This window comes from Fannyhessea sp. C0108B2 (assembly GCF_056583915.1).
In genome coordinates this window covers 108081-129634 of record NZ_JBWPJQ010000004.1, presented here as the reverse complement: position 1 = coordinate 129634, position 21554 = coordinate 108081, and the positions used below count along the sequence as shown (strand labels likewise).

Below are 21554 nucleotides of genomic sequence, written 5' to 3'. Positions count from 1 at the left end.
ATGCGCACCAACGACAAGGGCATTCTGGTAACAGGCTGGTATCAAACCGTATATAACGGTAGGTGGTGGTACTTTAATAAAGACAACTACAAGATGGTTACTGGTGAATTTATCGAGAATGGTAATCACTACTGGTTAGATGAAAACGTAGGTCTTCTTTATAACGGTTGGGTAACGGCAGCCGATGGTTCGTGGATGCACACCAATGACAAGGGTGTTTTTGCAACAGGCTGGTACTATGCACCTAACGGTAGGTGGTGGTACTTTGGTAACGACTTCAAAATGGTTACTGGCGAACTTAATGAGAATGGCCATCGCTACTGGCTCGATCCCAATAATGGTCTTTCTTGTAACGCATGGGTGCAGGATACGCAGGGTAACTGGTTTTATGCTGATCAAAACGGAAGATTTATTGCTGGCTGGTATCATACGCCAAACAATAAGTGGTTTTATTTTGACCCACAAAGCAATAAGGCATTATTTGGCTATATCAATGTAAATAACGAACATTTTTATATTGATTATATAAATGGATTGGATTTAAGCAGGTCTGATAGGCCATCGGTTGAAACGCTTAAAAACTGGTTATTGCGTGCTGCTTCAGGCGAGATTGGATATGAAGCATTTAATGATCCTCAGCCTGGTAGTAAATACGGACGCTGGATGGCTGACATAACTGATACTCCATGGCTTCGCGGTCCTTCTTCTGAAGTTTGGTGGTGTGCAATTTTTGTTTCATGGTGTTTTGATCAAGCACATGTTTCATGGGATGCACTACCTTCGTATAACTGTGATCAAATTTATTCACGTGCACTTTACGATGGAAGGTCACAAATTCTTTTAGATGTACATGATTGCAAACCTGGCGATATAGTTCTGTATAACTTCCATGGTGGCAGCAGCTGTCAGCATATAGGTATTATCGAAAGTAACAACGGGTCTACTATTACTACCATTGAAGGCAATACGTCATCAGGTGATGGCGGATCTCAGCATGCGGGTAATGGTGTATGGAGACGTACGCGTCCATTTACCTATGTTCGTGCAATTGTTAGACCATATCCGTTTGTGTAAACATTTGGCATTTGTATAAGAAATGAGTGCGTGTAGAGGTATTTGGTTTTATGGGAACTTGGCTTATAGCGTGATTTGCTCAATCAAATATGCAAAGTGAGCCTATAAGCCGGGTTCTGTCGTGAGTGACTATTTATCTAGGGCATCTGTTACCAGATGCCTCAAGCGCGCTACCCGAATGCAGATCGGGCCAATCTGTTACATTCCTATTCGCGTTTGCTCCAAATGGGGCTTACCAAGCCACGATATTACTACCGTGCTGGTAGTCTCTTACACTACCGTTTCAGCTTTTCTCTTACATCGCGTGCGATGTGGTGAGAGTCTTCTTTTCTGCGGCGCTATCCGTCGGGTTACCCCGCCTGGTTGTTAACCAGCATTTTGCCCTGTGGAGCCCGGACTTTCCTCATATTGTAGGAAAACCTACAATCCGCAGCCACTGAGCTCACTTTGCACAAAACATTGTAACACTAAATATGAGGATTACCATACATAATGGATTTGTGTTTTGAATGAGTTCAAATATGTTGGATTAGATATTGTCATATATCTACAAAATGAGTAAAGTAAAAGGGTGTGTTTTGCGTATATATAAGTACATCACACCAATGAACAATATGTGCTACATGCAGTAATAACTGTTAGGAGTGGTTATGAGCACATCTTCACAAGATAATAACACCATAACTAACAATCAAAAGGATACAACGTCTTCTCGTGATGATACTCAGCTTATTTTTAGAATCAATATGATAGCCTATGTTGTTCTTATGGTTATCTTTTACGGTATTTTTGTTATATATGCCGTTATTCCGGGCATTTCTGTGTGGCTTGCAAGCTAGATTCGCCATCATTGGCATGCATTATATGCTTGAGGTTCCCTGCGTCCTGCATGACCTGTGTCGCAGCCGTAAGCAATCCAAAGTTATATATGTCCGTAAGCCTGCGCATTCAACCGTTAGCGGAACGCTTGCGCTCTTTATTAATTTTTTTCGTAATTTGCACTATGATAGTTACAAGTCAAAGCACTTGGGTACACTCAGGAGAGATTAAGGGTTGAGCGTCCTTTGTAAGTGCATTTCAAATAGAATAGCTCGTTAAATTGGTGCTTGCATAGTAAGTATGCTACCTAAGGTGAGAGGGAAGTATCGTACTTTGTTGTGCGTGCGAGCGCATTTTTCGACGCTGGCTATTGACTGGATTTACATCTTGAGGGGGAGGATATGTCAAGAAAATTCAAGTCGATGGATGGTAATGAAGCAGCGGCATATGTATCGTACGCGTATACAGAGGTTGCAGGCATTTATCCTATTACACCATCAAGCCCTATGGCGGATCACGTGGATATTTGGTCTGCACAGGGCATGAAAAATATTTTCGGTTCACCCGTTAAGGTAATCGAGATGGAGTCAGAGGCAGGTGCCGCAGGTACCATTCATGGTTCGCTGGGAACAGGTTCTCTGTCTACTACCTATACTGCTTCTCAGGGTCTGCTGTTAATGATTCCTAACATGTATAAGATAGCGGCAGAACAGCTTCCATGCGTATTTCATGTTGCAGCACGTACGGTTGCCACGCAAGCATTAAGCATTTTTGGCGATCACTCCGACGTTATGGCGTGTCGTCAGACGGGTTTTGCTATGCTTGCCGAAACAAATCCACAAGAGGTTATGGATTTATCACCCGTTGCACATATGGCTGCAATTGAAGGTCGTGTTCCGTTCATCAATTTCTTTGACGGATTTAGAACATCTCATGAGATTCAAAAAGTATCTATGTGGGATTTTGACCAACTTAAAAGTATGTACGATTTCAACGCGCTTCAGCGTTTTCGTGATCACGCGCTTAATTCTGAGCATCCACATATGCGTGGCTCTCACCAAAATCCTGATATTTTCTTCCAAAATCGCGAAGCATGTAACAGCGTTTATAACAACCTTCCAAGCATTGTTGAGTCGTGCATGGATCGTATTAACAAAAAGATTGGTACTAACTACGGTCTTTTTAATTACTATGGTGATCCTTGTGCAACGCGTGTTATTGTTTGCATGGGGTCGTTCTGTGATCCTATCGAAGAGGTTGTCGATTATCTGCGTGCACAAGGCGAAAAAGTAGGCCTTATTAAGGTTCGTCTGTTCCGTCCGTTTGTGGTAGAGCGTTTTGGTGAGGTTTTGCCAAAAACGTGCACGCATATGGCTGTTTTAGACAGAACAAAAGAGCCGGGATCTATTGGCGAGCCGCTTTATCAAGATGTTGTATCGGCTTTGTACGAGCTTGGCCGAAGCGATATTTCAATAATTGGCGGCCGTTATGGCTTGGGCTCAAAAGATACGACTCCTGCTTCGGCATTTGCGGTGTTCAATGAGCTTAAAAAAGATAATCCTCAACGCGAGTTTACCATAGGTATTGTGGATGATCTTACGCACCTCTCGCTTGAAGAGGATCCTGATTGTCCTTCAACTGCTGATCCGTCTACTATTGAATGTAAATTCTGGGGCTTGGGCGGCGATGGTACCGTTGGTGCAAATAAAAACTCTATTAAGATCATTGGTAACCACACCAACAAATATGTTCAGGCGTATTTTCAGTATGACTCCAAAAAAACGGGCGGCGTAACTGTTTCGCACCTGCGTTTTGGTGACGCTCCTATTCGCAGCTCATACTATGTAACTAAGGCAAATTTTGTTGCGTGTCATAACCCTTCTTATATTATTAAGGGCTTTAGAATGGTTCGCGACGTTAAGCCGGGCGGAACATTTTTAGTTAACTGTCAATGGGATTTTGATGAGTTTGATCGTCATCTTAATGCCGAGGCTAAACGCTACATCTATAAGAATAAAATCAAGGTTTACCTTATCAACGCTATCGATTTAGCACGCCAAGTTGGTATGGGCAAACGTACTAATACCGTTTTGCAATCGGCGTTCTTTGCACTTTCGGGCGTTCTGCCGTTTGATGACGCAATAAAGTACATGAAAGACGCAGCTACTAAGTCGTATTCCAAGAAGGGTCAGGCAATTGTTGAGGCAAACCATAAAGCTATCGACGCTGGTGCTTCTGCTTTTACGCAAATTGAGATTCCTGAAAGTTGGAAAGACATCCACGATGAAGTACATACGGTAGAGCTTAAGGGTCGCGCCGAGATTGTTAAACAGGTACGCACGTTACTTAATCCTATCAATATGATGGAAGGCGATAAATTACCTGTTTCGGTCTTTAAGGATCACGCTGATGGTCAATACGAACTAGGTACCGCAGCCTACGAAAAGCGCGGCGTTGCCGTTATGGTTCCACACTGGGACGAAACAAAATGTATTCAGTGTAACAACTGCTCATTTGTATGTCCTCATTCTACCATTCGTCCTATTGCGATGACCGAGGCAGAGGCCGATGCAGCACCTGCTCAAATGCGTATGATTGACGCAAAAGGCAAGGGTGCCGAAGGTCTTAAGTTTGCGATTGCAGTTTCGCCGCTTGATTGTATGGGTTGCACCAATTGTGTATACGTTTGTCCAAAAGATTGTCTTACGATGGTTCCCACCGAGCAAGAGCTTGATCAGCAAGAAGTTTGGGATTACGCCGTTGACGAGGATAACGTTTCGGAAAAAGAGCAGCTCGAAAACACAACAATTAAAGGATCGCAATTTAAAAATCCTCACCTTGAATTCTCGGGTGCATGTGCAGGTTGTGCAGAAACAAGTTATGCGCGCTGCGTAACTCAGCTCTTTGGTAACAGAGCATTTATTTCTAATGCAACGGGTTGTTCTTCAATTTGGGGTAATCCATCCACCTGTTCGCCGTTTACGCTTAATAAAAAAGGCCAAGGACCGGCTTGGAATAATTCACTGTTTGAAGACAATGCCGAACACGGTCTAGGTATGTTGTTGGGCTACGAAGCGCAACAAGCGCGTTTGGTAGCATCCACCAAGCAACTTATTGCTTCTTCTGAAGTTTCCGATGATTTTCGTGCCGCGGCGCAGCTTTGGATCGATTCGCACAAACAAGCAGGGGACTCAGAAGTTACTGCAGCTGCTTATATTGCACAGCTTGAAAAACTCAATTCGCCTGTAGCGCAAGACATCTTAGCCAATAAAGACTTTATGACCAAGAAATCGTTCTGGATCTTTGGTGGCGACGGATGGGCATACGATATTGGCTTTGGCGGTCTTGACCATGTTCTTGCATCGGGTCACAACATTAACGTTTTTGTCTTTGACACCGAGCTGTACTCCAATACAGGTGGTCAGGCATCTAAAGCATCTAATCTTGGTCAGGTAGCACAATTTGCTGCAAGTGGTAAAAAAGTTTCCAAAAAGCCGTTAGGTGAGCTTGCAATGAACTATGGGTATGTCTATGTTGCGCAAGTTGCAATGGGTGCAAATCCTGCCCAAACACTTAAGGTTGTTGCAGAGGCCGAGGCCTACGATGGTCCATCGTTGATTATTGGATACTCTCCTTGCGAAATGCATTCCATTAAAGGCGGTATGGCTAACTGCCAAAACGAAATGAAACGTGCGGTTGATTGTGGATATTGGAACTTATTCCGCTTTAATCCTGCGGCTCCTAAGGGTCGTAAGTTTACGCTGGATTCAAGAGAACCTAAGGGTGGATACCGTGAGTTCCTTATGAACGAGTCTCGTTATGCGCGTCTGACGCGAGAGTTCCCCGATCAAGCAGATGAGTTGTTTGAGAAAAACGAAGAGTCTGCAATGCAGCGTTGGGAGCATCTTGTTCGCCTGAAGGAACTGTATAAAAACGAGTAAAGTATTGTAAAAACGAGTAGCACGCAAAAACTGCCGGTAAACTTTTACCGGCAGTTTGCATATACATTATGATGTTTACGATTTTATACACACACTAAGCTCGTTTTCTTTGAGAAAAGCATGTGATACTGTAAAAAACTTACTTGGTTTCCTGATCATTTTTGCACAAAAGAGGTGTGAGCACCCCCTGTGATACGATATCCACGCGATGTGTTGCGCGCGATAGGGCAGTGTATAAGCACCTGCGCGATACGTCTTCTTTTTCCTCTGTATCACAAGGATAGTTGGCGCTTTGTGCGTCAGCTAAAATGACATGGTCAAATTCAAGGCCCTTGGCAAGTTTTAAGTTCATGATAACTATGCCATGCTGTGGCAAAATGCTGTTTGCGTTGATGCGCGTAATTGCGTGAGCTCCGTCGTGTAAGCGCTGTGCAAGCCATTTTGCGCCACGTTCTTCGCGGGTAATGATGGCGCATAATTCCTGTGGATCTCGTGCATCTACCAAATTTTGTAAGCTTTCAACATAGGCTTTAGTGTCGTGCTCACCACAGCTTATAAAATGAGGTTTTTCACCTTCCATCTGCACCGATACTATGTCGGTACCTTCACGCGCCGAAAAAATACTCCAAAACAAATCTGTAATTTCTTTACTGGAACGATAGCTCGTTGACAAGAACATGTGTTTGTATGAAATATTGGCATGAGCTAAGACGTGCTCGATATCAGAAAAACTGCTGCGATTGATGTTGAGCGCTTGTCGTTCGTCACCTGCAAAAATAAAATGCGCACCGTGGAACGTTTGTGTGAGCACATAGAGTTGCGCTGGCGTGTAATCTTGCACCTCATCGATAACTACAAATCGCGCGCCCTTAAACGTACTATCACATAACAGCAGGTGAAGGTAATATATTTCAACTGATGTAGGGTGCTCGTGGGTAAGATTGTGTTGTGCAATATGAGCAAAATTAAGCCAACTCACACATTCGATTGCCTCATGTGCCTCGTCGTACAAATAATGGGCGTAGATACGCGCGTATTTTAAGGTGTCTTCTGCGGTTTGCGGAGCAATAACTGCATTAAATATTTGCATTTGCTGCTCTACGTCAAGTTCAAGAAGGGCGTCTTGAAAATCTTCCGTTTGAGCCAGTGCGGTAATGCGTCTGTCAAGTCGTGCGTGTAGTTCGTCTTTGACAAGGGCAATACGCTTGCGATTCCATCCGATAGCGGCAAATTTTTCGAGCGCCGATTTAATGCTTGCCACTTTAAGCAGTACGGTGTCGCGGCACTTTATTTCTTGAATATCTTTATCATTAATTTGTATATGCGAAAGCATGTGCTCAAGCTCATGCAGGTCTTCGATGGTGGTTGCCACACCGCTTCCATAGGTAGAAAGGCCAAGACGTGCTATAAATGATTTCCACGTAAATGTTTGTGGATTCTGTTCACCGAGTTGAGGTAAAACCATATTAATATATTGAGCAAAAACATCATTGGGCGCAAAAAAGTAAATATCCTTACTGCTGAGCGTATCTTTTTGCTGGTACAGCAGATACGCTATGCGCTGCAGCAACACCGAAGTTTTGCCCGATCCTGCAATACCGTCAATAAGCAGAGCCTCTACATCGTTGTAGCGAATAATTTTGTTCTGTTCGCGCTGAATCGTGGCAGTAATTGCTTGAAGTTTTTCTGAGTGCCGACGAGCAAGTGCTTGCTTTAAAAGAGCGTCCTCAATAGCGATGTCCGAATCAAAATACGCGCGCAAACAATCGCGCACAATATCAAATTGACGGCGCAAACTAAGCGTCACTTGACGTTTTTTACCATTAACTTCGTATGTTATCAGTCCATTTTCTTGATTATAGTAAGTCTGCGCAATGGGACTTCGCCAGTCCACAACCAAAGGAATACGGTGCTCATCGGTAATACCAGCGGCTCCAATATACACGCTTTGCGGCGGACGACCAGCGCGCATTTGCAAAACAACTTTGGCAAAATACGGCTGTAACAAAAGGGTATCAATGCGTTTAAGTCTATCCGCGTCAAAATCGTGTTTTTGATTGTAAACGTCTATAACAGCGTTAAGCGTTTCAATTGCTGCATAGGTTTCCATTGCTTCGTCGTCCGAGCCAAAGTTTTGGCGAACTTCGCTTGACATTTCTTTAAGATCTTTTTGAGCGCGTTCGTGCGCTTTAATCATTTGCGCTTCTAAGGTCTTTTTCTCTTGGACGAGCTTGGTATACACGTCGTGCAGATGCTTTTCTTCTGTGCGAAAAATTTCATCTGATCGCGTATCACTGATACTGTTTTCCTGTGTATCCATAGCCTGCGCATCATACGTGTTGTGCTGCACGTCTTGCACGTTGTCAGCTTTACCTGCGTTGCCCGCTTTGTCGTCTTTGTTTATTGTTGACATGGTATTCATCGTGTCCTTACTTATATTCTTTTGCGCGTCTAGTTTGCATGGTTTATCTGATTTGCATGACCTGTTTATCAGCTCAGCGCATGTTCTTCGATACAGCGTCTAAGATCTGCCATGCCTTCTCCCGTTTCTGCCGAGGTAATGATAGTTTTATCTTGAGGCACTTCTAGTGCCTTGCAGAGTTTTGTTCGGGCAGCTAAAGCCTTAGAACGTGTAAGCTTGTCTGCTTTGGTAAAAGCCACAACGTAGGGGAGTTCTTCGTGTATAACATAGTTAAGCATGTCTTTATCAAGCAGCTGCGCGTCGATTCGTATATCTACCAAACATATGACTAAATTAAAGCTTCGGTTATCCTCAAAATAGCCGCTGATTAGGCTTGACCAACGCTCACGTTCTGCTTTTGAAACCTTTGCAAACCCGTATCCGGGCAAATCTACAAAACGAATGCCATCAACATTAAAAAAGTTAATGTTTGCCGTTTTACCAGGCTGACTGCTCGTGCGTGCAAGCGCTTTGCGTTTGAGCAATTTATTGATGAGCGACGACTTGCCAACATTTGACCTTCCACAAAAAATGATTTCGGGCGTTGTGGAGACAGGTAATTGTTGAGCTGTTCCATATGCCGCTTCAAAATGTGCTTGTTCGTATTGAATTGCCATTGATATTCCTTTATTTTCATTCATGCTTATGGTGCTTAAAAAACATAATATATAAGCTTACCACGTACGGAGCATCAGTATCATCTAAACAAAGTTTTTATATGTCTGCGTGCGCGTTTGGTGTGGCTAGCGCATGCATAAGCTGGTACATGTATAAGTTGGTGCATGCATAAGCATTTCGTGTAAGCAATGCGTCAAATGCGCGCTGTCGTCGTTTCTGCTTCATACTACCTGCTTGTGTACAAATAAACCCACTTCACACCTTTTACAGTTGAAGTGGGTTTAGTGTTTAGCTATGCATAAGGCATAGAAAGATAAGTTTTACCTATGAGCGTGAACTTATCTTTGCTGGTATGCGCGAACAGCAAATGATACGCCAAATACTCCAAGAACCAGCGATAACAGCACATATCCTGTCCAAGGTGCTGTTCTATAGATTTTTTGGCATACACGTACAATTATTGACAGGAGTGTCTATTCCTGTAAAAATGTACAACGTACTTAGCTCCAAAGGGGTTTGTGTACGCGTAAGCGTACGTGCAAACTGTTTGTGCTCAGTGTATGCGGCATGGGGATGTAGCTCAGTTGGGAGAGCGCTGCCTCCGCAAGGCAGAGGCCGAGGGTTCGAATCCCTTCATCTCCACCATCTTTTTTCTTCCTTTTTACCCTATTTTACCAGCGGAAACGCAAACATTATAATACGTAAAAAAACTCTGGTTATGAGCTTGAAGAGAATACAACTATCCGGAATTTCCGGATAGTTCAAATCGAAGGCGTACGCCAAGTTGCTCTAGATACTAAAGAAACAAAAACCTTATGATTGCCATAACTAAATTTCATAAAATCTTGTTTAATAATGAAATCTCGATTGAATACTTTTCATGTTTTCAACTTAGGTCTATTATGTATAAGTACGTCAAACACGTACATACTGATTTCTATGCAATAATAAAAGGAGACGTGCATGTCTGGACATTCAAAGTGGGCTACCACTAAGCATAAAAAAGCAGCTATCGACGCAAAACGCTCGGCGCTTTTCTCCAAGCACTCGCGTAATATTACCGTTGCTGCAAGAAATGGTGGAGATCCAAATCCTGAGAATAACGCAGCTCTTGCTGCCGCTGTTGCACGTGCTCGTATGGTTTCTATGCCTAATGCTCGTATTCAGGCTGCTATTGATAAAGCGTTTGGTACTGGTGCCGATGCTGTAGTTTATAAAGAAGTTACTTACGAAGGCTATGGTCCTGCAGGTGTTGCACTTTATGTTGAGTGCCTTACCGATAATCTTAATCGTACAGCCGCTGATGTTCGTTCTGCGTTTACTCATGCTGGCGGCAATCTTGGTACCTCGGGTTCTGTTGCATTCCAATTTGAGCGCAAAGGTTCTATCGCGGTAACTAAAGACGCCTGTTCCGATGAGGACGAGCTTATGATGGCCGTTGCTGAGGCAGGTGGAGAAGATTACAAAGATGAGGGTGAAGAATGGCTCATCTATACCGCTTACGATAAAATGCAATCGGTTGAAGCTTCTCTTAAAGAGCAAGGTATTGAGGTAAAAGGTAGCGAGCTTACTATGGTTGCCAATAACCCCACCGATTTAAATGCTGCTGACGCTAAAAAAGTTGAACGCCTTGTAGATCGCTTGGAAGAGTTAGATGACGTACAAAACGTTTACGCTGCTATGTGTGTTTCCGACGAAGTTTTGGCTGAACTTGAGGCAGAAGAATAGAAGCTTGATCGTTTTATTTCGGCTGCGATGGCTGCATTGAGATTATTTAGTACGTAAAATTATGGTATAAAATCCTACGTGAATGATACTGTTCAGGTAGGATTTTTGTTAAACTATTATTAGTACACGGTGTTCATGCATCAATAAAGAGTGTAAAGGGGCTCGTATGGGAATTTTTAAGCGATTATGCATGCTTATATATGCATTGACAGGCATATTCTTTTTTGGCTCGTTGCTTGCTGCCTCTTATGATGCCACATCTACATATGCTCTCTACGTGTTTAGACTGTCCTTTGTTCAACAGCTCATGAAAATTGCTCCGTTTATCATAGTTTTTGGCTGTGTTATTATGCTTTTGCGTGCTATTTTTACACGTAATCGTAAAGTGGTTATTATTTCCAAAGCTAAAGACAACAAAATTACCGTGTCGCTTCATGCTATAGAGTCTCAAGCAAAACATGTGATCGAAGAAGACGGGCGTTTTTGTGTGGTTCGACTTTACGTTAAAGCAGCTAAATACGGCCATATTCGTGTGAATGCGCGTATTCAGCCCGAAGAAACCGAAGATTTGCTTACGGCATCTGACGAGCTTAAAAGCAAACTCTATGCAGGACTTGCGGTTATTGTTGGCAATCACATAGATTCTGTAAACCTAGAATTTGCTCAAGCAAAAAACTATGTCTCGGTGAGCGATGAGGACCTTGTGGCGCCTGTATCAACCGATTCTATGTCAAATACGGCTGATACTGGTGCAGATTCCATCGACGTTTCTCATACATTGGAAGGTGCAGATACTTTCAGTGTATCTGCCGATATACAGCGCCCTATACATACAACGTTACTGCATAAATCATCGGGTATTACCGTTCCTATCTCGCATTACGGATCTGCTGACACTGCTTCTAATTCAGATGATGTCTCTTCGCAGGATTTTGATTCAACAAGTTCACAAGATCATGCACGTAAAAGTACTACGACTACATCTCATCCTACAACAGGTTTACAGACGTCAAAAGATGAGCGCGCTGCTGCATCTTCGTCGTCTTTAACAACGTCTGTCCAGCTTGAAAGGCAATAGATTATGAAAAAGAATGAAAGGCGTACAACGGTTGTTGATGAGGCTGCACACGCCCAAAAAGAAGTGTCTGCACGTGTTGATGTATCCGTTGATAAAACGCAGGCAGATGATCATACAAATACTTCTACTAAAGATGCTTCAACACATGGTGCACCTACGTTGGAAAATGCAACGTTTAATGAGTTCGCGCGCGCGTGTGCTACTTATGTTAAAGGTCGTGAGCATGCATGTATAGGAGCTGTTGTTGGTCTTCTTGTTGCATTGCTAATTTTTTCTATCGGTCTATTTCGTACACTTTTAATAGGATTTTGCATTGCTTTAGGTATTGCAATTGGTCAATATGTCGATGGAAATCCCAAGATTTTGTCTCTTGTTCAAAAGTTATTCAAAGATAACAGAAATTAACCTCACACCCTGTTTTACCTGCACGAAAGGACTCATATTATGAAAGATCAAAAATCTGCGCGTCTTGATACAAGCACCCAAGACGTATCGCCTACGTTAAACGTTGAGTTTACCGATCATCCTTTGGCTAACAATTCGGCAGAAAAAACACCTGAAGATACAACTCATACGTTAGAGGATCAAAAGGATGAAAGCTTTGTTGCTTCAGAGGGTATCCTTGATGCTCAAGACGCTGTTGATGCAGGTGTCTCTGGCACACCTTGTGCAAATGCAGCTGATGTTAACAATATTCATGCAGCATCAAGTTCAGACACAAGCGATACTTCTGCCAATGATGACGCTGACTTAACTGACGATGTTGAAGATGATGCTCAAGATTCGCTGACATTTTCAAATGGCGTTATCGAGAAAATTGTTGCTATTGCAATGCGCGACGTAAAAGACGTTGTAGGCATGAAAGGCAGCTGGTTTAATCGCGTGCAGGATGTGTTAGGCGCATCAGATGCGCGTAAAGGTGTTACCGTTGAAGTTACCCATGATGCATCGGTACGAGTTAACATCTCGGTTCTCATTAAATACGGCGCGTATGCACCACAGGTATTTGAGGATGTTAAAGAGGCAGTTGTTAGTAAAGTTATGGAAATGACAGGGCTCAGCGTTGCTGGTGTAAATCTTCGTATCGAAGATGTTCTAACGCCTGAGGAATACGAGGCCCAAGATATGACAAAAGAGCATGTACCAACGTTAAACAGCGATGAAGAAAAGCATATATCGGCATAAATTGCTTATAGCGTAAGTCGACACGGTTTGTACCTGCGCGCGTCTTGCGAAGCAATTTCTATTTTTAACGACAGCACAGCAATGTGTGAAGATCGTTTTATTGATTATAAAGAGGTTAGTTATACGTGTTACAGACTTATTTTGCCGCGTTTTGTGCGCGCAGTGCTCGCACATTGTTACGTCGTGTATTTCATCGAAAGGCATCTCAGCTTCCAGGTAGGGTAGCGCTTGGCATTGATAAAAATTTTCTAGCACATAAAGCACGTCTTTTTGGTAATCATACGGTTGTTGTATGCGGAACTAATGGCAAAACAACCACAACTAATATTATTGCTTCAGCATTTGATTCTTCTTTTCCGCAGGTAGTTTGTAATCGAGCAGGAGCAAATATGCCAGCAGGCATAGCGTCTGCGCTTTTGGACGCCACTTCTGGAGCTGCCTGCGTATTAGAGTCGGATGAACTTTTTTCTATCAATATTGTTCCTGCAGTTAAACCGAAGTTTCTTGTATTACTTAATTTGTTTCGTGATCAGCTTGACCGCTGTGGCGAAATAGAACGCGTTCAGCAAACTATCGTTCGCGCGCTTGAGGCGTCGCCCTCTACAACGCTTGTTGTTTGTGGTGATGATCCTCTTACGGTTGGCGTAGCGCAGTCTGCGCAACGCCAGCATATTAACGTTGTGTACTTTGGTATCAACCAAGATTTACACCGAGCTGCCGATCGTGTTCCCGAGGCTCGTTTTTGCCAGCTGTGTGGAACAGAGCTTACGTATACCTATCGTAGTTATGCACAACTTGGCGCGTTTAGTTGCCCTAGCTGCTCGTTTGCGCGTCCGCAGCTGAACTGTTATGCAGACGATATTCAGCTTGAACAAAACAGTGTTAAGTTTTGTGCGCACATCAATCAACATACGGCTCAAATTTCTGCGTCGTTTGGTGGTTTGTATATGGTATACAATCTTCTTGCGGCTTATTATATTGCGCACGAAACAGGTATTTCCGATGAAGCTTTCTTAAATGTGCTTAATGCATTTCATCCCCAAAATGGTCGATTACAGCACTTTACCTATCAAGGAATTCCTCTTGTTTTGAATCTTGCAAAAAATCCAACGGGTTTTAATCAAAACATTTCTCTGTTGCAAGAAGACCCGCGCCAGAAGGTTATTTATATCTGCATTAACGATAATTTTAACGATGGAAAAGATGTATCGTGGTTGTGGGACGTTGATTTTGAACGGTTCTCCTCCGAGGATAAGCCCATACTTTTGTGTGGCGGTACGCGTCGTCATGATATGCAAGTTCGTCTTAAATATGCAGGCTTTTCGTCTGAATGCACAACGTCAATAGATGAAGTATTGACTACTATTTCTAAGCACTATCCCAATAGAGTTCTTTATGTTCTTACTAATTATTCTGCTCTTTGGCCTGTTAAAGCGCGGTTGGAACAGCTTTGTCGTGCGCAGTAGTTCTATGCGCTTCTTGCGGCTAACTTAGACGCTCAGTTTTACGATAGAAAGCGTGTATTTATGCAAACGTTACGTATTGTACATATGTACCCCGAGCTGCTTAATCTCTATGGAGACTCAGGTAATATGCTGGTACTTGCACATCGTCTTAAACAGCGTCATATTCCATTTGAGATTGTAGAAGTCCACGTGGGAGATAGTATTACGCTTTCGTCTGCAGACATAGTGTTTATTGGTGGTGGATCGGATCGCGAACAAAAAATTGTCTGTTCAGCTTTGCAAACATTTCGTGATGAGCTTGCCTCATACGTAGAAGATGGTGGCGTTTTAGCTGCGGTGTGTGGTGGTTATCAGCTTTTAGGACATTATTATTTGCTTGATGACGAAAAAATTAAGGGGCTCTCGCTTGTTGATTTATATACCGATCGCGGAACACCGCGCCTTATTGGCAATATTGCAATTAAAAGTTCTATATGCACGCACCCCATAGTTGGATACGAAAATCACGGGGGAAGAACGCATCTAGCTGGAGACATTACGCCTTTGGGCGTGGTAGAATACGGGCACGGAAATGATGGTGAAACTGGATACGAGGGCTGCTTATATAAACATGTTCTAGGAACGTATATTCACGGGCCACTGTTTCCAAAAAATCCAGGTGTTGCCGATTTTCTTTTGCGTACTGCATGTGCGCGTCGTGGTATGTGCCAAGAGCTTGAGCCCTTAGATGATACGATAGAGCTTCAGGCTAATGACTTTATGTACCAAAGACTCATGAACCACGAAATTCGTGAATAGGTAAAAATCTGGAATATTTTATACAACTGACGGTACGCAACTATCACTAAGAGATATAATAAGACATTAAAATAATTCACGTATGGTAAGAACAATGTGTACGTGTCTTTGAGGTACTAGGCAGAAATGAAATAACAGGGGCAGGTGTAAATTATATGCATAACGTTATTGTTTTTGGAAGTATCAACACCGATATGTCAGTAAGCTGCACTCGTATGCCACAACAAGGCGAAACAGTACTTGGAAGTACGTTTGTGCTTTCAGGCGGTGGTAAAGGTGCCAACCAGGCAGTAACATCTGCTCGTCTTGGTGCAAAAACGTACATGGTAGGAAAAGTAGGAAGCGATCGCTTAGGTTCTGTACGCATTGCCAGTTTAGAAGAATATGGCGTGCGTACTTCCAGAATTCGTACCAGCAGTGATGTTGCTACTGGTAGTGCGCTTATATTGCGGTCAAAAGATGACAACCGCATTGTAGTGGATCCTGGCGCGAATGTTTGTGTTACGTTTGACGAGGTAAAAGATACACTCGATACGCTTGCAGAACCAGGGGATATTTTCTTAACACAGTTTGAATGTTTGCCCGATGTGGTAAAAGCTTCTTTGGCGTATGCGCGTGAAAAAGGCTTGTTTACCATTTGCAATCCTTCTCCTGCACTTCCAATAGACGACGATATGTATAAAACTATTGATTTATTGTGTCTAAACGAGTCTGAGTGTGCAACGCTTTCTGGTATTCAGCCTAACAGCGATGAAGATCGTCTATCTGCACTTAATTTTTTTGCTCAAAAAGGTGTTAAACAGACAATTCTTACACTTGGAGCTCAAGGTGCTGTTGCAAAGACGGCTGATGAAGTTGTTACGCGCCCTGCATTTGCGGTTAACTGTATTGATACTACAGCGGCAGGTGACGCATTTTTAGGTGCGGTGGCTGCATGTTTATCCTATGATTATTCCTTTGACGCAACTATGGAAATAGCAACGGCAACTTCTGCGCTTTGTGTTACTAAATTAGGCGCGCAAGATGCTATGCCTACGTTTGACGAAGTTCAGGCATTTCTTGCGTCACATAAATAGAATCTATGCGTATGCCAAGTTCTCATCAAGAAAAATCTGAGCACGCCCGAGTGTTGCTTTCATCGCCCGCGCCTGCGCAAACCACGCCCCCAAACACATTTGAACATGTGTTGTATTTTGACGTGCTGCGTGTGTTGGCTGCGTTCGCAGTTGTAGCACTTCATTGCATCATATCAGTTGGGAATATGGACCCTCTTTCGTCTTATATACAAGCCTGCATATCTGTTGAGGCGGGCGCAGCAATTGTTTTATTTCGTTGGGCAGTGCCACTGTTCTTTATGATTTCTGGTGCTTTAATGCTACATCCGCAGCGCTGCGTTACTTCAAAAAAAGTTGTTCATCATATTGTGCGCCTTGTAGCTATTTTAGCCACGATTGGTCTGTGTTTTAGCATGATTAAAGTAGCTGCAACGGGGTTTAGCTCGCCTGCGGATTTGATCATGCAAGCAATTCTAAAAACGCTTACAGGTCAAAGCTGGGATCATCTTTGGTTTTTATATAAACTTATCGGTTTATATGCACTTGTTATACCATTACGTCTTGTTTTGCAGGCAACAAGTCCAAAACAGCATGCCTGCGCGCTTTGTGTATTGTGGCTGGTACTTATGGTGTTACCTAATATTTCCGAGGTTACTCATACGTACATTATTTCGTATGTGCCGCTCAGCTATGAGCTGCTTTATTTTGTAGGTGGGTATTATCTTTTTTGCGAGGAAAAAGCTCACTTTACGCTGTATTATCTTGGCGCACTTATTTCGGCTGTTGCAATGGTTGTTTTATTTGTATTTGACTACGATATGTTCTTTATGCCCCAAAGTAGCTTGATGTTTGTTTACAGCGCTGGAATTTGTATTGCTGCAAAATCACTTGCGCGCTTTTTCTCGTCGCGTCTACATATGCGAGGAATTTGGCATAAACGCCTTGTCTCACTTATCCAAGTTTTAGCGTCGTATAGCTTTGGAATTTATGTTCTTCACGTTATGTTTCTGCATATTGTGGTACGTTACGTGATGACATTTCATATGAATTTCCTGGCTCGCGCTACTGTTATGCAGGGCATAGTATTTCAAGTTTTTCTTTTCTGTTTATGTGTTGTTGGTTCGTGTATACTTACTAAAGTACTTAGACTGATGCCATTTTTTGCAAAGTACCTGTAGAATTTTATATTTTTTAAGAAACTCTATGAAAAGATTGAATTAATGTCTACCTTAAGGTGTAAGCTTTGGTATCATGCTTAAGTTGTATGTTAGTTTGCGAGTGTGGCGGAATTGGCAGACGCGCCAGACTTAGGATCTGGTGAGTATTGTACTCGTGAAGGTTCAAGTCCTTTCGCTCGCACCAAACATAGTAAAACAATGTTGTCTGTTGCTGTCATGCAGACATAAGGAATACTGGAGGAACGTTGAATATCACTGCCACTGCTGATAAGACCTCAAATGATAAGGTCAAAGTAACTGTAACTGTCTCCGCAACCGATGTCGACGCAGCGATTGACGGCGCATATAAAAACATTGCAAAGAAATATGCATTTCAGGGATTCAGAAGAGGTCGTGCTCCTCGTCCTGTAATCAACGGCATTATTGGTAAGCAAGCTGTGTTTGCGCAGGCAACTGAGGATCTTATTCAAAACGTACAACCGCAAATGCTTGATGAGCTCGATATTGTTGCCATCAGCAAGCCTGATTACGGCGAAGATCCAAAATTGGTAGAAGAGCATAAAGACTTTACGGTAGAGGCTCTTGTGAGCGTTCCTCCTGTGTGCGAGCTTGATACCTATGACGCTCCTTCTATTACTATGCCGCCAGAGCATGCAACAGATGCTGAAATCGATCATCAAATTGAGCAACTTTTATCGTATAACACAACTTACGAAGAAGATAAGGATGCCAAGAAAGCAACTGAGTCGAGCGTGGTTGTATTAGATGTTAAAAACATTGAAGGTCTTCCTGAGTTTGAAGGTTCAGCTCGTCAATTTGTCCTTGATAGTCCGTATATTCCTCAAGAGTTTGCACAAGGCGTTACTGGTATGAAGCTTGATGAAAGCAAAGAAATCTCTTGGGTTCGTAAAGAGGACGAAAAAGAAACTCCTGTTAAGGTAAGTGTTACCCTTAAGGCTCTTAAACGTGCTGTTAAACCCGAGCTTACTGATGAGTTTGCTAAAAAGTCAATGGGCTTTGATACTGTTGAAAAGCTTCGTAATGCCGTTAAAGAAGAAATCGAAAACGATAAAAAAACCTCATTACCATCTCTTAAAGAAGATCGTGTTGTAGAGGCAATGGGTGAGCACCTTAAGCTTGATGAGATTCCTGAAGATTATCAAAAACAGGTATTTTCTGAGCTTGCAAATGAGTTCTTAAGCCAGCTTCAGCGTCAAGGTGCAACACTTGATATGTATCTTGCTTCTCGTGGTATTAAATCCGATGATTTCTTAGCAGATCTTCATGCACAAGCTGATGAGCGTGCTCGTCAATCTTTGGCGCTTAACGCTATTGCAAATAAACTTAACTTGGAAGCAACTGAAGCTGACGTAGAAGAAGAGTTCAAAAGCGTTGGTAAAGATTATAAAAAGCAGATGGAGCAATTCAAGAACAATGGCCAAATGCCAGCTATTCGTGAATCTATCCGCAGAAGCAAGGCTGTTAAATGGCTTGTTGAGAATGCAACGGTCGAAGTTGTTGATGAAGTATCTCAAGCAGATAAGGCTTCAAAGGATAAAAAATCTGCTGCAAAAAAGAGCGCTAAAAAAGCTCCTAAAAAAGAAGCTGCAAAATCTTCAACTAAGTCAACTGCAAAATCGTCTGCAAAAAAGAGCACCAAGACAGCAAAGAAGTCTGACGAATCGTCATCTGAGAAGTAGATAGCTTCATAGATGCACTGTGTGTTGTAGCGTTTATTGCTACAGCATGAGGCGTCTTGTTCTTATGAGCGTAATTCACGCGCTTCGGGCTCTTGTCTCGGAGCGCATTTTTAACCGGAAGGGAACGTATGATTACTCCAACAGCAACGCCGCTTATTCCATATGTTATCGAGCAAACACCTCGTGGTGAGCGTAGCTATGATATATTTTCTCGCCTGTTAAACGATCGTATTGTCTTTTTAGGTGAAACAATCACGCGTGATTCTGCTAATTTGGTAATTGCGCAGCTTCTTCACCTTGAGAGCCAAGATCCCGATAAAGACATTGCGCTTTATATTGATTCACCAGGCGGCGAAGTTTACTCTGGTTTGGGTATTTTAGATACCATGAACTTTATTAAACCTGATGTTTCTACAATTTGTGTTGGTATGGCGGCATCCATGGCTTCTGTTTTGCTTGCAGCTGGTGCAAAAGGTAAGCGCATGTGCCTTCCAAATTCTATGGTTATGATTCATCAACCAAGTTCGGGTGCGCAAGGTCAGCAAACCGATATCCAAATTGTTGCCGATGAAACTAAGTGGATTCGTAATCACATGAATGAGCTTTTAGCGCAATATACTGGTCAAACGGTTGAAAAAATCAACGTTGATACTGAACGCGATAACTACATGCGTGCGCAAGAAGCATGCGCATATGGTTTGGTTGATAAGGTAATTTCTTCACGTACCGAACAAGCTGATCACTTAAGTGATCAAGAGTCTCATTAAGTAAAAGTTTGGTTTTATAAGACAATCCTTTAAGTAACGTAAGGAGTCTGTATGGCAATGCATTCCGATGGACATGGTTTTGTTTGTTCGTTTTGCGGAAAATCTCGTGCGCAGGTAAGTAAACTTATCCAAGGCCCTGATGGCGTGTTTATTTGTGATGAATGTATTGCTGAATGCAGTGATATTTTGTCTAAAAGCCAGGACGCGTATATGGCTACGGGAGATGCGCAGCCTACTACGCAAGATGCTTCTGATGATCAGAAGCATCATGGTTCCATTTTGAATGTTTTGCCTACACCACATGAAATTTATGATGAGCTTTCGCAGTACGTTATGGGTCAAGAGGCCGCAAAACGTGCTATGAGTGTTGCGGTATACAATCATTATCGCCGTATTATGACCAATGACGCTTCTATTGACGAAGATATTAACCGCAACAATGACGCTAAATCAGAGGAAGTAGAGCTTGCCAAGAGTAATATCTTGTTGCTTGGTCCAACTGGTACTGGTAAAACCTTACTTGCACAAACACTCGCGCGCTTTTTGGAAGTTCCTTTTGCGATTGCTGATGCAACCACGCTTACCGAGGCTGGTTATGTAGGCGAAGACGTTGAAAACATTCTGCTTAAGCTTATTAATGCTGCCGATGGCGATGTTGAGCGCGCAGAAGTTGGTATTGTATATATCGACGAGATCGACAAAATTGCACGTAAAGCAGAAAATCTTTCCATTACACGTGATGTTTCAGGTGAAGGTGTACAACAAGCGCTTCTTAAAATTTTGGAAGGAACCAATGCAAGTGTTCCTCCTCAAGGTGGTAGAAAGCATCCTAGTCAAGAACTCATTCATATCAACACGCAAAATATTCTCTTCATCTGCGGTGGTGCGTTTGTTGGATTGGACAAAATTGTTGCTGATCGTATTGGAGAAAAGGGTATCGGATTTAATGCACAACTTGCGCGTAAGGTTGAGGACAACCAAGATGAGCTTATGAGTAAAGTTATGCCTCAAGATTTGCATAAATTTGGTATTATTCCTGAGTTTATTGGTAGAATTCCAGTTATTACCACTACTAAAGAGCTTACGGAAGACGATCTTGTTAAGATTTTGATTGAACCAAAAAATGCAATCGTTAAACAATATAAGCGCATGTTTGAAATTGAAGGCGTTGAGCTTGAATTTAAAGATGAAGCTCTCCGCGAAATTGCATCTCTTGCGCTTAAGCGCAATACAGGTGCTCGTGGTCTTCGCGCAATATGCGAAGCAACGCTGCAAAATACCATGTTTGATTTGCCTTCTGACCTCTCTATTGTAAAGGTTGTTGTTACTAAAGAGGCGGTAGAAGGAACTGAGCAGCCATTGCGTATTACCGAAGAAGATCACGAAGAGCGCAAACATGGTCTATTTAAGGCGCTTAAGAAAGAGTAATGCAGCATAACGGACTCGTTATGCGCGATCGTAACGCATGTCCGTAACGCTCGTAGCCTGTGCCGCCAGCGTTCATCCGTATCGTGCGTCCATATTATACGTGCATCATGTATGCCTCTGGTTGTATCCAGAGGCTTTTTTATCTAAGCATTGTGTGGTTTAAGTGAATGGATTTTTCAATCCTGGGGTTATTTATAATTGTCGTGCAAGCAAACATATGTTCGGTTATACTTATTACAAGTTGCTTAAAAAAAAGAC

The 21554-nt window shown here is 42.7% G+C and carries 16 protein-coding genes, 2 tRNA genes and 1 other RNA gene; 16 read left to right on the top strand and 3 right to left on the bottom strand.

Annotated features, from left to right (window positions below):
- Positions 1–1074, top strand: a 1074-nt coding sequence (locus AC1DBT_RS03340; protein ID WP_480018573.1) for a CHAP domain-containing protein, incomplete at its 5' end; no start/stop codon positions are given.
- Between the two features lie 89 nt (positions 1075–1163).
- Here the strand turns inward: AC1DBT_RS03340 and rnpB are convergent.
- Positions 1164–1523, bottom strand: an RNA gene (gene rnpB / locus AC1DBT_RS03335) — RNase P RNA component class A.
- A gap of 201 nt (positions 1524–1724) precedes the next feature.
- Between rnpB and AC1DBT_RS03330 the strand changes: the two genes are divergently transcribed.
- Both AC1DBT_RS03330 and nifJ read left to right on the top strand, forming a co-directional pair.
- The gene (locus AC1DBT_RS03330) at positions 1725–1913 is read left to right on the top strand and encodes a hypothetical protein (RefSeq protein WP_480018572.1); all 189 of its coding nucleotides are present in this window, start codon (positions 1725–1727) and stop codon (positions 1911–1913) included.
- Positions 1914–2294: 381 nt separating this feature from the next.
- Positions 2295–5834, top strand: coding sequence for a pyruvate:ferredoxin (flavodoxin) oxidoreductase (gene nifJ, locus AC1DBT_RS03325; protein ID WP_480018571.1), 3540 nt, complete (start codon positions 2295–2297; stop codon positions 5832–5834).
- A 139-nt stretch (positions 5835–5973) separates the two neighbouring features.
- Here nifJ and AC1DBT_RS03320 read toward each other — a convergent pair whose 3' ends face one another.
- Together AC1DBT_RS03320 and yihA are read right to left on the bottom strand one after the other, a co-directional pair.
- Positions 5974–8247 carry a HelD family protein gene (locus AC1DBT_RS03320; RefSeq protein WP_480018570.1) on the bottom strand — a complete coding sequence of 758 codons (2274 nt, stop codon included), beginning with the start codon at positions 8245–8247 and terminating at the stop codon, positions 5974–5976.
- 77 nt (positions 8248–8324) lie between these two features.
- Positions 8325–8912: a ribosome biogenesis GTP-binding protein YihA/YsxC gene (gene yihA / locus AC1DBT_RS03315; protein WP_480018569.1), complete on the bottom strand. Its 588-nt coding sequence runs from the start codon at positions 8910–8912 to the stop codon at positions 8325–8327.
- A gap of 570 nt (positions 8913–9482) precedes the next feature.
- On the opposite strand from yihA, the gene AC1DBT_RS03310 reads away from it, so the two are divergent.
- From AC1DBT_RS03310 to clpX, 13 genes are all read left to right on the top strand, one after another.
- Positions 9483–9558, top strand: a tRNA-Ala gene (locus AC1DBT_RS03310).
- A 318-nt stretch (positions 9559–9876) separates the two neighbouring features.
- A complete protein-coding gene (locus tag AC1DBT_RS03305) occupies positions 9877–10641 on the top strand; it encodes a YebC/PmpR family DNA-binding transcriptional regulator (protein WP_480018568.1) in 765 nt (254 codons plus the stop codon).
- A gap of 166 nt (positions 10642–10807) precedes the next feature.
- Positions 10808–11719: an alkaline shock response membrane anchor protein AmaP gene (gene amaP, locus AC1DBT_RS03300; RefSeq protein ID WP_480018567.1), complete on the top strand. Its 912-nt coding sequence runs from the start codon at positions 10808–10810 to the stop codon at positions 11717–11719.
- Positions 11720–11722: 3 nt separating this feature from the next.
- Positions 11723–12124 carry a DUF2273 domain-containing protein gene (locus AC1DBT_RS03295; RefSeq protein WP_480018566.1) on the top strand — a complete coding sequence of 134 codons (402 nt, stop codon included), beginning with the start codon at positions 11723–11725 and terminating at the stop codon, positions 12122–12124.
- A gap of 39 nt (positions 12125–12163) precedes the next feature.
- Positions 12164–12904: an Asp23/Gls24 family envelope stress response protein gene (locus tag AC1DBT_RS03290; protein ID WP_480018565.1), complete on the top strand. Its 741-nt coding sequence runs from the start codon at positions 12164–12166 to the stop codon at positions 12902–12904.
- 125 nt (positions 12905–13029) lie between these two features.
- Positions 13030–14370 (top strand): MurT ligase domain-containing protein, encoded by a 1341-nt coding sequence (locus AC1DBT_RS03285; RefSeq protein ID WP_480018564.1) that lies wholly within the window; start codon positions 13030–13032, stop codon positions 14368–14370.
- A gap of 60 nt (positions 14371–14430) precedes the next feature.
- The gene (locus tag AC1DBT_RS03280; protein ID WP_480018563.1) at positions 14431–15168 is read left to right on the top strand and encodes a type 1 glutamine amidotransferase; all 738 of its coding nucleotides are present in this window, start codon (positions 14431–14433) and stop codon (positions 15166–15168) included.
- Positions 15169–15323: 155 nt separating this feature from the next.
- Complete coding sequence (locus AC1DBT_RS03275) at positions 15324–16244, top strand: ribokinase (protein ID WP_480018562.1); 921 nt, start codon at positions 15324–15326, stop codon at positions 16242–16244.
- Between the two features lie 11 nt (positions 16245–16255).
- A complete protein-coding gene (locus AC1DBT_RS03270) occupies positions 16256–17401 on the top strand; it encodes an acyltransferase (protein WP_480018561.1) in 1146 nt (381 codons plus the stop codon).
- A 96-nt stretch (positions 17402–17497) separates the two neighbouring features.
- Positions 17498–17585: transfer RNA gene (locus tag AC1DBT_RS03265), tRNA-Leu, on the top strand.
- A 61-nt stretch (positions 17586–17646) separates the two neighbouring features.
- Positions 17647–19101 carry a trigger factor gene (gene tig / locus AC1DBT_RS03260; protein WP_480018560.1) on the top strand — a complete coding sequence of 485 codons (1455 nt, stop codon included), beginning with the start codon at positions 17647–17649 and terminating at the stop codon, positions 19099–19101.
- Positions 19102–19229: 128 nt separating this feature from the next.
- On the top strand, positions 19230–19868 hold the full coding sequence (locus AC1DBT_RS03255; RefSeq protein ID WP_480018559.1) for an ATP-dependent Clp protease proteolytic subunit: 639 nt from the start codon (positions 19230–19232) through the stop codon (positions 19866–19868).
- A gap of 51 nt (positions 19869–19919) precedes the next feature.
- On the top strand, positions 19920–21296 hold the full coding sequence (gene clpX, locus AC1DBT_RS03250) for an ATP-dependent Clp protease ATP-binding subunit ClpX (protein WP_480018558.1): 1377 nt from the start codon (positions 19920–19922) through the stop codon (positions 21294–21296).
- Positions 21297–21554 lie beyond the last annotated feature (258 nt).

Coding starts and splice junctions, on each gene's coding strand:
- clpX (WP_480018558.1), top strand. CDS start 19,920: ATGGCAATGCATTCCGATGGACATGGTTTTGTTTGTTCGTTTTGCGGA.
- AC1DBT_RS03305 (WP_480018568.1), top strand. CDS start 9,877: ATGTCTGGACATTCAAAGTGGGCTACCACTAAGCATAAAAAAGCAGCT.
- AC1DBT_RS03330 (WP_480018572.1), top strand. CDS start 1,725: ATGAGCACATCTTCACAAGATAATAACACCATAACTAACAATCAAAAG.
- nifJ (WP_480018571.1), top strand. CDS start 2,295: ATGTCAAGAAAATTCAAGTCGATGGATGGTAATGAAGCAGCGGCATAT.
- AC1DBT_RS03295 (WP_480018566.1), top strand. CDS start 11,723: ATGAAAAAGAATGAAAGGCGTACAACGGTTGTTGATGAGGCTGCACAC.
- AC1DBT_RS03255 (WP_480018559.1), top strand. CDS start 19,230: ATGATTACTCCAACAGCAACGCCGCTTATTCCATATGTTATCGAGCAA.
- AC1DBT_RS03320 (WP_480018570.1), bottom strand. CDS start 8,247: ATGTCAACAATAAACAAAGACGACAAAGCGGGCAACGCAGGTAAAGCT.
- AC1DBT_RS03280 (WP_480018563.1), top strand. CDS start 14,431: ATGCAAACGTTACGTATTGTACATATGTACCCCGAGCTGCTTAATCTC.
- amaP (WP_480018567.1), top strand. CDS start 10,808: ATGGGAATTTTTAAGCGATTATGCATGCTTATATATGCATTGACAGGC.
- AC1DBT_RS03275 (WP_480018562.1), top strand. CDS start 15,324: ATGCATAACGTTATTGTTTTTGGAAGTATCAACACCGATATGTCAGTA.
- yihA (WP_480018569.1), bottom strand. CDS start 8,912: ATGGCAATTCAATACGAACAAGCACATTTTGAAGCGGCATATGGAACA.
- AC1DBT_RS03270 (WP_480018561.1), top strand. CDS start 16,256: ATGCCAAGTTCTCATCAAGAAAAATCTGAGCACGCCCGAGTGTTGCTT.
- AC1DBT_RS03290 (WP_480018565.1), top strand. CDS start 12,164: ATGAAAGATCAAAAATCTGCGCGTCTTGATACAAGCACCCAAGACGTA.